Source organism: Amycolatopsis sp. NBC_00345, assembly GCF_036116635.1.
Classification (GTDB): Bacteria; Actinomycetota; Actinomycetes; order Mycobacteriales; family Pseudonocardiaceae; genus Amycolatopsis.
In genome coordinates this window covers 9,945,368-9,960,180 of the sequence record NZ_CP107995.1, presented here as the reverse complement: position 1 = coordinate 9,960,180, position 14,813 = coordinate 9,945,368, and the positions used below count along the sequence as shown (strand labels likewise).

Annotated in this window: 9 protein-coding genes and 1 pseudogene; 6 read left to right on the top strand and 4 right to left on the bottom strand. The window is 69.9% G+C overall.

Translation table 11 applies throughout. The features are described 5' to 3' along the window. Window positions 1-52: 52 nt before the first annotated feature. The 3 genes from OG943_RS45510 (at window position 53) to OG943_RS45500 (ending at window position 4,464) form a co-directional block, all read left to right on the top strand. Entirely contained in the window at window positions 53-1,159 is a 1,107-nt protein-coding gene (locus tag OG943_RS45510; RefSeq protein ID WP_328607070.1) for a winged helix DNA-binding domain-containing protein, read from the top strand. A gap of 150 nt (window positions 1,160-1,309) precedes the next feature. After that, complete coding sequence (locus tag OG943_RS45505) at window positions 1,310-2,773, top strand: flavin-containing monooxygenase (protein WP_328607069.1); 1,464 nt, start codon at window positions 1,310-1,312, stop codon at window positions 2,771-2,773. Continuing rightward, the gene (locus tag OG943_RS45500; protein ID WP_328607068.1) at window positions 2,770-4,464 is read left to right on the top strand and encodes a GMC family oxidoreductase; all 1,695 of its coding nucleotides are present in this window, start codon (window positions 2,770-2,772) and stop codon (window positions 4,462-4,464) included. Before OG943_RS45505 ends, OG943_RS45500 begins: the two co-directional genes overlap by 4 nt. 216 nt (window positions 4,465-4,680) lie before the next feature. On the opposite strand, the pseudogene OG943_RS45495 reads toward OG943_RS45500, so the two are convergent. Then, window positions 4,681-5,568 (bottom strand): annotated as a pseudogene (locus OG943_RS45495) (chitinase); the annotation flags it as partial. 310 nt (window positions 5,569-5,878) lie between these two features. Here OG943_RS45495 and OG943_RS45490 point away from each other — a divergent pair. Next, window positions 5,879-8,272, top strand: coding sequence for a Tex family protein (locus tag OG943_RS45490; RefSeq protein WP_328607067.1), 2,394 nt, complete (start codon window positions 5,879-5,881; stop codon window positions 8,270-8,272). Window positions 8,273-8,314: 42 nt separating this feature from the next. Here OG943_RS45490 and OG943_RS45485 read toward each other — a convergent pair whose 3' ends face one another. Further along, window positions 8,315-8,923, bottom strand: coding sequence for a hypothetical protein (locus OG943_RS45485; RefSeq protein WP_328607066.1), 609 nt, complete (start codon window positions 8,921-8,923; stop codon window positions 8,315-8,317). A gap of 271 nt (window positions 8,924-9,194) precedes the next feature. Here OG943_RS45485 and OG943_RS45480 point away from each other — a divergent pair, with 271 nt between their 5' ends. After that, window positions 9,195-9,386, top strand: a complete 192-nt coding sequence (locus tag OG943_RS45480) for a hypothetical protein (protein WP_328607065.1) — start codon at window positions 9,195-9,197, stop codon at window positions 9,384-9,386. Between the two features lie 208 nt (window positions 9,387-9,594). Here the strand turns inward: OG943_RS45480 and OG943_RS45475 are convergent, their stop codons facing one another. Together OG943_RS45475 and OG943_RS45470 are read right to left on the bottom strand one after the other, a co-directional pair. After that, window positions 9,595-10,338 (bottom strand): S1 family peptidase, encoded by a 744-nt coding sequence (locus OG943_RS45475; protein ID WP_328607064.1) that lies wholly within the window; start codon window positions 10,336-10,338, stop codon window positions 9,595-9,597. Between the two features lie 741 nt (window positions 10,339-11,079). Continuing rightward, window positions 11,080-12,801, bottom strand: a complete 1,722-nt coding sequence (locus tag OG943_RS45470; RefSeq protein WP_328607063.1) for an acyl-CoA dehydrogenase family protein — start codon at window positions 12,799-12,801, stop codon at window positions 11,080-11,082. A gap of 229 nt (window positions 12,802-13,030) precedes the next feature. Here OG943_RS45470 and OG943_RS45465 point away from each other — a divergent pair, with 229 nt between their 5' ends. Beyond that, window positions 13,031-14,773 (top strand): DEAD/DEAH box helicase, encoded by a 1,743-nt coding sequence (locus OG943_RS45465; RefSeq protein WP_328607062.1) that lies wholly within the window; start codon window positions 13,031-13,033, stop codon window positions 14,771-14,773. Window positions 14,774-14,813 lie beyond the last annotated feature (40 nt).

Below are 14,813 nucleotides of genomic sequence, written 5' to 3'. Positions count from 1 at the left end.
ATCGCGCTCGTCGAGGGCGGGAACTGTCCGCATTGGCGGTTACAGTCCGGTCATGAATCTGAGCCGGCGCGCCTTGAACCGCGCGACTCTGGACCGTCAGCTGCTGCTTCGGCGAGCGAAGCTGCCCGCGTTCGACGCCGTCGAGCACCTCGCGGGATTGCAGGCGCAGGCGCCGTTCCCGCCGTACTACGCCCTCCACGCGCGGCTGCACGGCTTCCGCCCCGAGGACCTGTCGAAGCTGCTCCTCGACCGGCAGGTGGTGCGCCTGGTGCTGATGCGCGGCACGGTGCACCTGGTCAGCGCCGCGGACGCGCTCGCGTGGCGGCCGCTGGTGCAGGTGATCATGGACCGCGACCTGGACACGAACCTCCAGTACGCGGCGAAGATCGCCGGGCTGGACCGTGGTGCCGTGGCCGACCTGGCGCGTGAGCTGCTGGCGGCCCGGCCGCATACGAGCGCCGAGCTGGGGGCCGCGCTCGCGTCGCGGTGGCCGGACCGGCTCGCCGGCGCGCTGACGCACCTGGTGCGGGGCCTCCTGCCGCTCGTGCAGATCCCGCCGCGCGGGGTGTGGGGCTCGTCCGGGCAGCCGACCTACCAGCACGCCCACGACTGGATCGACGTGCCCGCACCGGTCCCGTCGTCGCTCGCCGATCTGGTGCGGCGGTACCTGAAGGCGTTCGGCCCGGCTTCGGTGGCGGACGCGCAGGCGTGGGCGGGCGTCAAGCGGCTCGGTGAGGTCTTCGCGGAAATGGACCTGCGCACCTACCGCGACCCCGAAGGCCGGGTGCTCTACGACCTGCCCGACGCCGTTGTCCCCGACGAGGACGTGCCCGCGCCGCTGCGGCTGCTGGGGCCGTTCGACCAGACCCTGCTGTCCTACGCCGACCGGCGGCGGGTGATCAGCGACGAGCACCGCAAGCGCGTCATCACGCAGAACGGGCTGGTGAAGGGCACCCTGCTGGCCGACGGCCAGGTGCGGGGCAGCTGGGAAACGACCAAGACCGGCGGAAAAGCGGCCGCGAAGGCGACGCTGACCGTGACCCCGTTCGAGCGGCTGACCAAGCGCGACGTCACCGCCGCGGAGAGCGCCGGGCGGAAGCTGCTGGCCTGGGCCTCCCCCGACGCCACTCACGAGGTGCGGGTCCTGCCCATCTCGTGAGCGCCGGTGCCGGAGTCCGTTAAGGCCTCCTTACCCGCGTAGGACGCGGGTAAGGAGGCCTTAACGGCCTTTGCCCGATGGCCGGAATTCTCGATTCGCTGTCCGCCGCTGGCCTTCCCCGCACGGTGACCACTCGGTAGCTTCCGGTGCATGAGTGACACGGCAGGGACGCCGTCGGTGCTGATCGCCGGCACCGGGTTCGGCGGGATCGGGACGGCGATCGAGCTCAAGCGCGCCGGGTTCCACGACATCACGATCCTGGAGCGCGCGGACGAGCCCGGCGGCGTGTGGCGCGAAAACACGTACCCGGGCGCGGCGTGTGACGTCGCGTCGCCGCTCTACTCGTTCTCCTACGAGCCCAACCCGCGGTGGCCCAAGCGGTACTCGCTGCAGCCGGACATCCACGCCTACCTCAAGCGGGTCATCGGCAAGTACGGGATCGGCCCGCACATCCGTTACGGGCGCGAGGTCACCGCGGCCACCTTCGACGGGGGCCGCTGGCGCGTGGAGACGGCGGGCGGCGAGACCTACGAGGCGGACGTGTTCGTGCCGGCCGTCGGGCAGCTCTCGCAGCCGGCGATGCCCGGCATCCCCGGGAGCGGCACCTTCGAAGGCCCCTCGTTCCACTCCGCGCGGTGGGACCACGACGTGTCGCTGGAGGGCAAGCGCGTCGCGGTGATCGGGACCGGCGCGAGCGCCATCCAGTTCGTGCCGGAGCTGCAGAAGCGCGCCGCGAAGCTGACCATCTTCCAGCGCACCGCGCCGCACATCATGGCCAAGCACGACGCGCGTTACACCGCCTGGCAGCAGCGGCTGTTCCGGCGCGTCCCGGCCACTCAGCTGTTCGGCCGGCTGCGGATCTTCCTGCTGGCCGAGTACGCGACGTACGCGATGACGCGGCGCCCGATCCTGGCGAAGCTGCTCGAGGCCCGCACCGAGCAGCTGCGGCGCCGGCACCTCAAGGACCCCGAGCTGCGGCGGAAGCTCACCCCCGGCTTTCCGCTGGGCTGCAAGCGAATCCTGTTCACCAGCGACTACCTGCCCGCGGTCGCGCAGCCGAACGTCGAGGTCGAGACCACCCGGATCCGCGAGATCACCCCGCGCGGCGTGCGCACGGAAGACGGGGCCGAGCACGAGGTGGACGTGATCGTCTACGGCACCGGCTTCGCCGCGACCGAATTCCTCGGCACCATGAAGGTGAACGGCCTCGGCGGGCGGGCGCTCGCCGACGCCTGGGCCGGCGGCGCGCGGGCGTACCTCGGACTGTCGGTGCCCGGCTTCCCGAACCTGTTCTGCGTCTACGGCCCCAACACCAACCTCGGCGCGGGCTCCATCATCTACATGATCGAACGGCAGGCGCGCTACATCCGCCAGGCGGTGGAGCAGCTGGCCCGGCCCGGAGTGTCCTATTTGGACGTCAAGCCCGAGGTCGAAGAACGGTACGACGCCGAGGTGCAGCGGCGGCTCTCGCGCAGCGTCTGGAGCGCGTGCAGCAGCTGGTACCGGCAGGCCGACGGGCGGGTGAGCACCAACTGGCCCGGCCTCGTCACCGAATACGACCGCCGGACCCGGGTACTCGACCCGGCCGACTACCGGGTGGTGGCCGCGCGATGAGCCACGACTACGACGTGCTGGTCATCGGGTCCGGCTTCGGCGGCAGCGTCACCGCGCTGCGGCTGACGGAGAAGGGCTACCGCGTCGGGGTGCTCGAAGCGGGCCGCCGGTTCGCCGACGACGAGTTCGCCAAGACGTCCTGGCGGCTGCGGAAGTACCTCTGGGCCCCGAAACTCGGCTGTTACGGCATCCAGCGGCTGACCGTTCTCAAGAACACCTTCGTGATGAGCGGAACCGGCGTCGGCGGCGGTTCGCTGGTGTACGCGAACACGCTGTACGAGCCCCCGGACGCGTTTTACGCCGACCCGCAGTGGGCGCACATCACCGACTGGAAGGCAGAACTCGCGCCGTACTACGACCAGGCCAAGCGGATGCTCGGCGTGGTCGAGAACCCGACCACGACACCCGCCGACGAGGTGCTGCGCGAGGTCGCCGAGGACATGGGCATCAGCCACACCTACCGCCGCACGCCCGTGGGCGTCCACTTCGGCGACCGGCCCGGCGCCGAGTCGCCGGACCCGTTCTTCGGCGGCGCCGGGCCCGCGCGGCGCGGCTGCACGCAGTGCGGCGAGTGCATGACGGGCTGCCGGGTCGGGGCCAAGAACACCACCGTGAAGAACTACCTGTACCTCGCCGAACGGGCCGGCGCGTCCGTGCACCCGTTGACCACGGTGGTTTCCGTGCGCCCGGTCGAGGGCGGTTACGCCGTGGACACCGAGCGCACGGGCCGCTGGATCCGTAAGGAGCGCCGGACGTTCACCGCGCGCGAGGTGGTGTTCGCGGCGGCTTCACTTGGTACACAACGGCTTCTGCACAAACTGCGGGACGCAGGGACGCTGCCCGGGATCTCGCCGCGGCTCGGGCTGCTCGCGCGCACGAACTCCGAGGCCGTGCTCGCCGCGCGGTCGCTGCGCAAGGACACGGACTACACCCGCGGCGTCGCGATCACGTCGTCGATTCACCCGGACGCCGTGACCCACGTCGAGCCGGTGCGTTACGGCAAGGGCAGCAACCTGATGGGCCTGCTGGCCACGGTCCTGGTCGACGCCGAGCCGGGCCGCCGCCGGTGGGTGCTCGGCCTGCGCCAGCTGGGCCGGCAATGGCGCGACCTGCCGCGGATCCACAACCTGCGGCACTGGTCGGAGCGGATGATCGGGCTGCTGGTGATGCAGACGCTCGACAACTCCGTGACGACGTACACCAAGCGCGGGCTGTTCGGCCGCCGGATGACCACGAAACAGGGCGACGGCGAGCCGAGCCCCGACTGGATCCCCGCCGGGCACGAGGTGACCCGCCGCGTCGCCGGCAAGATCGGCGGCCTGCCGCAGGGCGCGTGGACCGACCTGGCGAACATCCCGGTCACCGGCCACTTCATCGGCGGCTGCGCGATCGGCGACTCCCCCGCGACCGGCGTCGTCGACCCGTACCAGCGGCTCTACGGATACCCCGGCCTGCACGTGGTGGACGGCTCGGCGATCTCGGCGAACCTGGGCGTGAACCCCTCGCTGACCATCACCGCGCAGGCCGAGCGCGCGATGGCGTTCTGGCCGAACCGGGGCGCCGCCGACCCGCGCCCGGCCCTCGGCGAGGCTTACCGGCGGGTGGCGGCGGTGGCGCCGCGCGCGCCCGTCGTGCCCGCGTCCGCCCCGGGCGCGCTCCGGCTCCCGATTGTGGACGTGCGCTCCGCCTGATCCCCGCCATCGTCGCCTGGCCCGGTGAAGACGGTCTGACCAGGCGATTCAACAGCTACACAACCGGTTCGCCTACCGCGACCGGGCAGGCTGGGCCCCGTCGCACGCGCTCACCCCCTCTGAGCGCGTGCACTGGGGGTGTTCTGGAGGGGCTCCCGCGGCGACGCCCTCCCCCTGTTGTCGCGGGAGCTCCTCCAGGGCCTGTCCGGATCACCCCTACGGCAGGTTCGCGAGGCCGGCACCGACGGTGTTCGCGAACGCGTACCCGGCGGACGCGTCCCAGTTGATCGACCAGGTCATGGCTCCGCGGATCGCCGGGTACGTCGCCGGCGGCTGGTACGAGTCGCAGTCCGAGCCCTTCGCCAGGCAGTTCAGCGCCGAGACCACGTTCGACGGCGACTGGTAGCCGCCGCCCGCCGCCGAGCCCGACGCGGGCAGGCCGAGGCCCACCTGGTCGTCGCGCAGGCCGCCCTGGAGCTGGATGCACGCGAGCGCGGTCAGGAAGTTGACCGTGGACTGGCCGTAGACCTGGCCGTCGCAGCCGAGCATGGTGCCGGAGTTGTAGTACTGCATGTTGACGATCGTCAGGATGTCCTTGATGTTCAGCGCGAGCTGGAAGTAGGCGGCCTGCGTGGACTGCATGTCGATCGTCTGCGGGGCCATCGTGATCACCTGGCCGCCGCCGTCGTGGATGCTGCGCAGCGCCTGGGCCATGTAGGTGGCGTTGACGCCGTTCTCCAGGTCGATGTCGACGCCGTCGAAGCCGTAGGTGGAGATCAGCGACTTGATCGAAGTGGCGAAGTTGTCCGCGGACGCCGAGTCGCTGACGTTGATCGTGCCGTTCTGGCCGCCGACGGAGATGATGACCTGCTGCCCGCGCGCCTGCACGGCCTTGATGTCGGCGCGGAACTGGTCGTCGGTGTAGCCGCCGAGCGCCGACGACAGGCCCGGGTCGAGCGTGAAGCTCACCGCGCCCGGAGTGCTCGTGGCGTCGGCGAAGGCCACGGCGATGAGGTTGTACTGCGACGGCACATCCGCGAGCTTCAGCGGCTTCGCGCCGTTGTCGAAGTTCTGCCAGTAGCCGGTGAGCAGGTGCTTGGGCAGGGCACTGGGGGCCGCTCGCACAGCGCCCGGACTTTCGGCGCCGGTCTTGACGCCGGCCGCGGAAGCGCTGCCGCTGACGGCGAACGTCACGGCGAGGCACGCGGCGACGGTGGCCACCAGCGCGGTCAGCGCCGGCTTGGGGTTACGGGACATGGGGAGACCTCCGCTGGAGAGTGAGGCAGGTCACCACAAAGTGGACTAGACCAATAAGGATGTCAAGGCACCCTTGGGCAGGCCCATACGAAAGTCGCACCGCGCCGGACGGCAGAATGAACGGCACGGAACGTCGAGACGGAGCAGGAGCTTGGTTGTGAGCGTGCAGTCGGTCGAGCAGCGGATCGCTGAAGAGCTGGAGGTGCGCGAAGGGCAGGTCAAGGCCGCCGTCGATCTCCTCGACGGGGGGTCGACCGTGCCGTTCATCGCCCGGTACCGCAAGGAAGTCACGGGGATGCTCGACGACGCGCAGCTGCGCACGCTGGAGGAGCGCCTGCGCTACCTGCGTGAGCTCGACGAGCGCCGCGTCGCCGTGCTGGAGTCCATCCGGACCCAGGGCAAGCTGGACGAGGCGCTGGAGGCGCAGATCCTCGCCGCGGACACGAAGTCCCGGCTCGAGGACATCTACCTGCCGTACAAGCCGAAGCGGCGGACGAAGGCGCAGATCGCGCGTGAAGCCGGCCTCGAGCCGCTGGCCGACGGCCTGATGAGCGACCGGTCGACCGACCCGCACGCGGCCGCCGCGGTGTTCGTCGACGCCGACAAGGGCGTGGCCGACGCGCAGGCGGCGCTCGACGGCGCCCGCTCGATCCTGGTCGAGCGCTTCGCGGAGGATGCCGACCTGATCGGCGAACTGCGCGAGAAGATGTGGACCGAAGGCCACATCACGTCGAAGGTCCGCGCGGGCAAGGAGACCGACGGCGCCAAGTTCGCCGACTACTTCGACTTCTCCGAGCCGTACACCAAGCTTCCCTCGCACCGCATCCTCGCGATGCTGCGCGGTGAGAAGGAAGAAGTCCTCGACCTCTCCATGGAGTCGGAGGCGCCTTCCGAAGAGCCGCGCGTCGGCCCCACGCAATATGAGCAGCGAATCGCGCAGAAGGTCGGCATCACGCAGGAGGGCCGCCCGGCGGACAAGTGGCTCGGCGACACCGTGCGCTGGGCCTGGCGCACGAAGATCCTCCTGCACCTCGGCATCGACCTGCGGATGCGGCTGCGCCAGTCGGCCGAGGACGACGCCGTGCGCGTGTTCGCGGCCAACCTGCGTGACCTGCTGCTGGCCGCCCCGGCCGGCACCCGCGCGACGATGGGCCTCGACCCCGGCTTCCGCACCGGCGTGAAGGTCGCGGTCGTCGACGCCACCGGCAAGGTCGTCGACACGCACGTGATCTACCCGCACCAGCCGGCGAACAAGTGGGACCAGTCCATCGCCGAGCTCGCCGTCCTGTGCGCGCGGCACCACGTGGACCTGATCTCGATCGGCAACGGCACCGCGTCGCGTGAGACGGACAAGCTCGCGCAGGAGCTGATCAAGAAGCACGCCGAGCTGAAGCTGACGAAGGCCGTCGTCTCGGAGGCAGGCGCGTCGGTGTACTCGGCGTCGGCGTTCGCTTCGCAGGAGCTGCCGGGCATGGACGTGTCGCTGCGCGGCGCCGTCTCGATCGCGCGACGGCTGCAGGATCCGTTGGCGGAGCTGGTGAAGATCGACCCGAAGTCGATCGGCGTCGGGCAGTACCAGCACGACCTGTCCGAGGTGTCGCTGTCCCGCTCGCTCGACGCGGTGGTGGAGGACTGCGTGAACGCCGTGGGCGTGGACGTGAACACGGCGTCCGCGCCGCTGCTCACCCGCGTCTCGGGCATCACCACGGGGCTGGCGGAGAACATCGTTTCCCACCGCGACTCGAACGGGCCGTTCAAGACCCGCACGGCGCTGAAGGAGGTCGCGCGGCTCGGCCCGAAGGCGTTCGAGCAGTGCGCGGGCTTCCTGCGCATCCCGGACGGCGACGACCCGCTCGACGCGTCGTCGGTGCACCCCGAGGCCTACCCGGTGGTGCGGCGGATCCTGACGGCCACCAGCACCGACCTCCGCTCACTGATCGGCAGCACGCGCACCCTGCAGGCGCTGAAGCCGACCGAGTTCGTCGACGAGACCTTCGGCCTCCCGACGGTCACCGACATCCTGGCCGAGCTGGAGAAGCCGGGCCGCGACCCGCGCCCGGCGTTCAAGACGGCCACCTTCGCCGAGGGCGTCGACAAGATCGGTGACCTCACGCCGGGCATGCGGCTGGAGGGCGTGGTGACGAACGTGGCGGCCTTCGGCGCGTTCATCGACGTCGGCGTGCACCAGGACGGGCTCGCGCACGTCTCGGCGCTGTCGAAGAACTTCGTGAAGGACCCGCGTGACGTCGTGAAGCCCGGCGACATCGTGAAGGTCAAGGTGCTGGACGTCGACGTGCCGCGCAAGCGGATCTCACTGACCCTGCGCCTGGACGACGAGCCGGGCGCCTCGTCCCAGGACCGCCGTGGTGGCGGTGGCGGCCAGCAGGGCGGCGGCGGCCAGGGCGGCGGCGGGCGTGACCGCGGCCAGGGCGGCGGTGGCGGTCAGCGCCGCGGCGGCCAGCAGCAGAACCGCGGCGGCGACCGTGGAGGCAACTCCGGCGGCAGCGGCAGCATGGCCGACGCGCTGAAGCGAGCCGGGTTCGGCAAGTAAAAGCTCGTGAGTGTTGGTGACGGTTAGAACCGTCACCAACACTCACGAGCCTTTCAGCCCGCCCAGTCTTCGATGACCGCCTCCGCGCGGAAGCGCAGGGCCGGGTCGACGTAACGGGCTTCGGGCACGGCGTACCGTCGCGGTGCCGATGGCGAGCCCGATCAGCGCGATCCACAGCGGCCACGTCCACGCCTGGAACTTCGAGCCGAACGTCATCCCGTACAGCGTCAGCGGGATCATCACGGCGGAGACGACCACATAGGACAAACGAAGACCGAGCCCAGTCAGCGCGGTCACCGCCTGCGCCATGATCGCGCCCTCGTAGGCGAGGAAGATCAGCATGTAGGTCGCGTAGACCAGCGAGGTCAGCGTCGAGCCGAGGTAGCCGAACCCGGAACCCCGGGTGAGCAGGCCGATGTCGACGTGCCGGCGCGTGATGGCGAACGCGATCACCAGCGTCCGCGGCAGCGTGACCGCCGCGGCGACGAGAAACCCGATCAGCGCGCTGGCGAAGCCGAACGCGTTCACGAACGCCGCGTCGAGCGCGTACCCGGCCATGGCCGAGATCCCGACCAGGCAGCTGAGGAACACCATCCACGGCGAACATTTCCGGAACGACGCCGGCGTGTAGCGCAGTGAATAGTCTGCCATGTGCGGATTGTCAGCGAGCCCCATGTCCGCTCCTTCCGGCCGGCTGGGCCGAAAGCCAGGAACGGAGTATTGCCGGGGTGTATCGGCGTGAGTTGCGCGCGGTTACGCCACGGCAAGAGCGTCGATCATGCGCTGACGTGCGGATTCCCGCGGGAAGATCGCGGAAACGCCGGTTCGCGGGCCGATTCTGCCGATAAGACTGGATCTGGCTCGGTTGTACGCGGAGCGGGAGGAGTTGACCGGCGGGAACCCGCAAGGCCCCACGGAGGCGATGACTCGGAAAGAAGCGGCCCAGAAGTGGGACGCGGCCGACAACGTCGAGAAGCGAGCGATGCTGACTGACGCACCCGGCCGGGACACCCTCTACGTCGATCCGTCGGACCGGACGGGGGTCCGTACGTTCAACCCGAAACGCGTCCGCGTCCAGGAGTACAGGGCCAAGGCACGGCACAAGGCGTCCTGACGGGGGCTGGAACGGACAAACGGTGGCTCACCATCCCGGAGCGGGTATGAGCCACCGTCAGCTGCTTCTGAGTGGTAAGAGGATGCGGGTCACGGCGTGAACAGCCCTGACCCGCACTGACAGGTGCAGCCGTTGATCTGTGGCGTGCGGTGAGTTGGTCAGTGTTCGGGCGTTGCGATCCGGGTGTCCGGCGACGTCGCTTGAGGTGTCAGCCGGTGTAGCTCTTGATCCAGGCCAGGTAGGGCTGGACTCGGGCGGCGTATGAGGACTCCAACCCACAGATCCCATCCACCTGGTCGTCGGCGAGGCTGATCACTCCGATCAGCTTGCCGGTCGCCATGTTGACCACCGGTCCCCCCTCGTCTCCGTTGCAGGTAGCGGATTTGCCGCTCTGCAGGCAGAGTATCCCATCGAATAGTTCTCCGGGAATATTCTCACTGGTTTGACAATCAGACTCACTAAGTACCTTGATGTCTGCCCGCCGCAGCTTGACCGTCGTGCAGGAGTCCATATCGAAGCAGGTCCGTCCCCAGCCGAAGGCCCGCAGGATGCGGTTGTCCCACTCCGTACCGGTTCCGAGCTTTACCGGAGCATTGGCCACGGGCTTGTCCAACTCGATCAGCCCGATGTCTTTGAACCTTTGCGCCTGCGGGTCGCTCTCGGGATACCTCACCCCGCGTTTGAGGCCGACCAGTTTGCCGCCTGCGGTCGAGTTGTTGGACCCGAGACGCGCCTTTCTCCCAGTGAGGTTCAGTACGGCGCAGTACCCCGTGGTGAGCAGCCAGGTCGGCGCGATGAGCGAAGCGCCGCAGGACTCGGGGCCCGTCCGGCCCTGATACGGGATCGACGCGATCCACGGGTAATGGGCGGTGACCTGCGTACCCCCGGCGATCGCCATCGCGGGCGCCGGCATGGCCGTAGCCGTGGCCGCACCGAGGAGAAGAGTGGCCATCAGGGCAGTGAACACGACACGAGGTCTGGGCATCTTCGAAACCCGTTTCTTCCTTTTGCGGAGAATATTAGTCAATATCTCCCACGGAAATGCAATCACGACAAGATCATTCGGCGGCGCGTACACGATCGTGGATCGAATATCAGCCAGATGCGCTGAATCACCTACGGTCAATAATACTTTGGACCCGAAAGGCGTCCGCGTCGAGGAGTACCAACCCACGACGTGACACACGGTGTCCTGGCGGGGTTGGAACGGACAAACGGTGGCTCACCAACCCGGTGCGGGCGGTGAGCCACCGTCAGCTGTGCAGCGGAGTTTGCCCAGGGCCGCAAGGAACACAGCGCCGGTCGCTACAAGTCGATCTGCGGGCATACGGTGCTGTTCGGCCCGATGTCGCTGCCACCCGGAGCGCCGGGCAATCGCTGCTGCGGCTGCCTGGACGCCCGAGCGACCGTGCGGACACCTGCGCAACGACCCGGCCCGCCGGCCAGTCATCACAAGCGCGGCCGGTGGAGTCGACTGTTCGGGAGCGCCCGAACTCCGGCCACGCCCCCTCCGCGTCCTGCGGAGCGGAGCGACCGGGAAAAGGTTCCGGTGGGCACGGGCAGCACCCCGCCCGCGCCCGTGTCCACCGGACGCCACACTCTGACCGGTGAGCTTGCGCCTGGTCACAAGTAGGTAGTCAATGAGTGTTGCGCTCTAACCGTCCTCAACACCCACGAGTCTTTCCGGGCCGGGTCAGGGATTCATCGCGTAGGCGCCGGAAAGCCCGCGCACCATCGTCCACACGCGATCGAAACGCTCGGCGTCGACCACGGGCTTACGCAGCGCCGCCAGCGCGATCGTCTGCTGCGCGTCGGTGGAGCTGGCCTTGCCGTTGAGGTCGACGGCGGCGGCGCTGAAGTCCTGCACCAGCACGGCGAAGATCTGGTCGACGACGTCGGTCTCCAGTCCGGTCAGCTCCGCCTGCTCCAGGACCAGCTGGCCGTAGACGACGAGGGTGAACAGCTCGGTCAGGGCCAGGCCGAAGTCGAGGTCCTTCTGCTGCGCCTCGTCCGGCGTGGCCTCGGTGAGCAGCTTGACCAGCGCCGCGGCCTGCTCGGTGAACAGCGCGACGTTCGGGATGCCGGACGCCTTCTCGTACGCGGTCTTCCAGTCGTGGAAGCGGACCTTCGACAGGCCGCGCGCCGGGCCCTGGCGGAACAGGAACTCGTCGTCCGCGGCGTCGTCGCGGGTCGGCACCGGGGCGTAGTCCTGGGGCGCGAAGAGGTACGCGGGCATGAACTTCGCGATCAGCGCGAGGTTCACCGCGACCGTGCCCTCCAGCTTGGGCAGGCCGTCGATGTCGTTCTTCGCCATCGCCAGGTAGGTGTCGGCCTCGAAGCCCTTCGCGGCGACGACGTCGGCGACCAGGCCGATCACCTTCTGTGCCTCCGTGGTCACCTTCATCTTGGTGATCGGGTTGAACAGCAGGTAACGGCGGTCCTCGGGGCCGGCGGAGCGGAAGTAGTCCACGGCGCGGTCGGAGAACAGCTTCATCGCGACCAGCCGGGCGTACGCCTCGACGAACTCGCGCCGCACGTGCGGGAAGTCGGTGACCGGGTTGCCGTAGAGGATCCGGTTCTGCGCGTGCGTGATCGCCTCGTACAGCGAGTGCGTCGCCATGCCGATGCCGCCGAAGCACAGGTTGAACTTGCCGATGTTCACCGTGTTGAGCGCGGCGCTGAAGGCCTCCGCGCCGACGTGCAGGATGTCCTCGGCGTGCACCGGGTAGTCCTCGAGCCGGAACTCCGCCACGTACATCTGCGACGGCACCACGTTCTTCACCACGTGGTAGTTCGGGTGGTTCGAGTCGGCGTAGAAGAACACGTACTGGTCCGGTCCCTCGACACCCTCGACCCGCCCGAACACCGAAACGGTCTGCGCACAGTTCCCGTTGCCGATGTAGTACTTCGAGCCGTTCGCGCGGTAGCTGCCGCCGTCGGGCGTGAGCACCAGGTCCGACGAGTAGATGTCGGCGCCATGATCCTTTTCGGACAGTCCGAACGCGCCGACGCCGCCCGCCGCGAGCGCGTCCGCGGCCCGCTTGCGCGCGACGTCGTTGGCGCTCTGCCAGACCGGGCCGAGGCCGAGGATGGTGACCTGCCACGGGTACCAGTAGTTGAGCCCGTAGAACCCGAGGATTTCCGACAGCGCGGCCACCCGGCTGGTGTCCCAGCGCTTGTCGGGGCTGCCGTCGGCGTTCGCGGCGGGGGTGAGGAAGGTGGCGAACAGGCCCTGCTCCCCCGCGAACTCGAGGAAGTCCGCGTAGAAGACGCGGGCGTGGTAGTCCTCGGTGAGCTTCGCCTTCCCCCGGGCCTCGAACCAGTCGATCGTGGCGCGCAGCAGGCGCCGGGTCTCCGGGTCGAAACGCTGCGGGTCGTACGCCCGCGGGTTCAGCAACAGCGACGTCGCGGTCATGGCACTCCTCCGGTGATTACTCATCGGTAACTTAGCAAGCGGGCCAAGTGCGGGCAAACTCACGCGACGGGAGCGGCACGGACCAGGTAAACTGATCATGCGGTCCGCTCAGTTCTGCCTCGGGCCGTGTTGTCGACTACCACGCGCCGCGGCCGTAAAGGGTCTGCGCCGGGCAGGACAACCCTTCTCAGGTATGGAGACCAGGGCGCTTCGAGCGTCCGCACCGCTTATGACGACTTTCACCGAACTCGGCCTGTCCGCCGCCCTTGTAGACGCCCTCGCGGCGCAGGGCGTGACGGAACCGTTCCCCATCCAGGCGGCCACGCTGCCGCACACCCTCGCCGGCCGCGACGTGCTCGGCCGCGGCCGCACCGGCTCCGGCAAGACCTACGGCTTCGTGCTGCCCATGCTCAGCCGGCTGGCCGAGGGCCCGACGCGCCGCCGTCCCGGCCGCCCGCGCGCGCTGATCCTGGCGCCCACCCGTGAGCTGGCCACCCAGATCGAGGCCGCGATCCTGCCGCTCGGCAAGGTGCTCGGCCTCAAGACCACCACGATCTTCGGCGGCGTCAGCGCCGGCCCGCAGATCACCCGGCTGCGCGACGGCGTCGACATCGTCGTCGCCTGCCCCGGCCGGCTGGCCGACCACATGCGCCAGGGCGAGGTGAAGCTCGACCAGATCGAGATCACCGTGCTCGACGAGGCCGACCACATGGCCGACCTGGGCTTCCTGCCCGAGGTCCGGCGCATCATGGACGCCACCCCGGAGCGCGGCCAGCGGCTGCTGTTCTCGGCGACCCTCGACGGCGGCGTCGACGTGCTGGTCAAGCGCTTCATGCACGACCCGGTCACGCACAGCGTCGACTCGGCCCAGTCGCCGGTCTCGACGATGACGCACCACGTGCTGCACCTCGAGGAGACCCACCGGCTGCCGGTGCTCGTCGACCTAACCGCGGCGCCCGGGCGCACCCTGGTGTTCACGCGCACGAAGCACCGCGCGAAGACCCTCACCCGCAAGCTCGTGGCCAGCGGCGTGCCCGCCGTCGAGCTGCACGGCAACCTCGGCCAGAACGCGCGGACCCGCAACCTCGAGGCGTTCTCCTCGGGCGCGGCGAAGACGCTGGTCGCGACCGACATCGCCGCGCGCGGCATCCACGTGGACGACGTCACGCTGGTCATCCACGCCGACCCGCCGGTCGAGCACAAGGCGTACCTGCACCGTTCGGGCCGCACCGCGCGTGCGGGCGCCTCGGGCACCGTCATCACGCTGATGACCGACGAGCAGGTGCGCGACGTGCGCGATCTCACCCGCAAGGCCGGCATCAAGCCGACCACCACGCAGATCGGCCCCGGCCACCCGCTGCTGGCGGAGCTGGCCCCGGGCGAGCGGACGTTCGACGCGTCCCCGCGCCGTCCGATCGTGGACAACCGGCCCAAGAAGGTCACCGCGGGCGGGCAGGCCGCCCCCGGCTCCCGCCGCGACGACGACGAGCGTCCCCCGCGCGGCCGCGGCCGCCGTGGCGGTCCCTCTGGCGAAAACCGCGGAGGCGCGGGCGCCCGCGCCGCAGCCGGAGCCCGCCGCGACGACAGCGGCCGTGGCCAGCGCTCCGGCGGCGGCCGTTCGGGCTCCGCCGGCCGCGGCTCGCGCCTGGAGTACACGACCGAGACCGGCTCTGACCGCCGTGACGACACGCGGCAGGGCCGTTCCCGCGGCCAGTCCGGCGCCGGACAGGGCGGTGGCCGCTCGGGCTCGGGCAGCCGTGGCGCGGCCCCGGCCCGCAACGGCCAGGCCCCGGCCCGGTCCGGCCAGCGCTCCCAGCAGCCGCCCGCCCGCTCCGCTTCCGGCGGCTCCCAGCGTGGCGCGGCCCCGGCCCGCTCCGGTGGCGGCCAGCCCCGCACCGGCGGAGCGTCTCGCGGCGGCGCGGCGGCCTTCTCCTCGGGCACCCGCGCGGGCGGCCGTCGCTCCGGTCGCTGATCCGAAACGCTCAACGAAGCAGGCCCGTGGGTTCGTCCCG

Coding starts and splice junctions, on each gene's coding strand:
- OG943_RS45510 (WP_328607070.1), top strand. CDS start 53: ATGAATCTGAGCCGGCGCGCCTTGAACCGCGCGACTCTGGACCGTCAG.
- OG943_RS45505 (WP_328607069.1), top strand. CDS start 1,310: ATGAGTGACACGGCAGGGACGCCGTCGGTGCTGATCGCCGGCACCGGG.
- OG943_RS45500 (WP_328607068.1), top strand. CDS start 2,770: ATGAGCCACGACTACGACGTGCTGGTCATCGGGTCCGGCTTCGGCGGC.
- OG943_RS45485 (WP_328607066.1), bottom strand. CDS start 8,923: ATGGCAGACTATTCACTGCGCTACACGCCGGCGTCGTTCCGGAAATGT.
- OG943_RS45480 (WP_328607065.1), top strand. CDS start 9,195: ATGACTCGGAAAGAAGCGGCCCAGAAGTGGGACGCGGCCGACAACGTC.
- OG943_RS45475 (WP_328607064.1), bottom strand. CDS start 10,338: ATGGCCACTCTTCTCCTCGGTGCGGCCACGGCTACGGCCATGCCGGCG.
- OG943_RS45470 (WP_328607063.1), bottom strand. CDS start 12,801: ATGACCGCGACGTCGCTGTTGCTGAACCCGCGGGCGTACGACCCGCAG.
- OG943_RS45465 (WP_328607062.1), top strand. CDS start 13,031: ATGACGACTTTCACCGAACTCGGCCTGTCCGCCGCCCTTGTAGACGCC.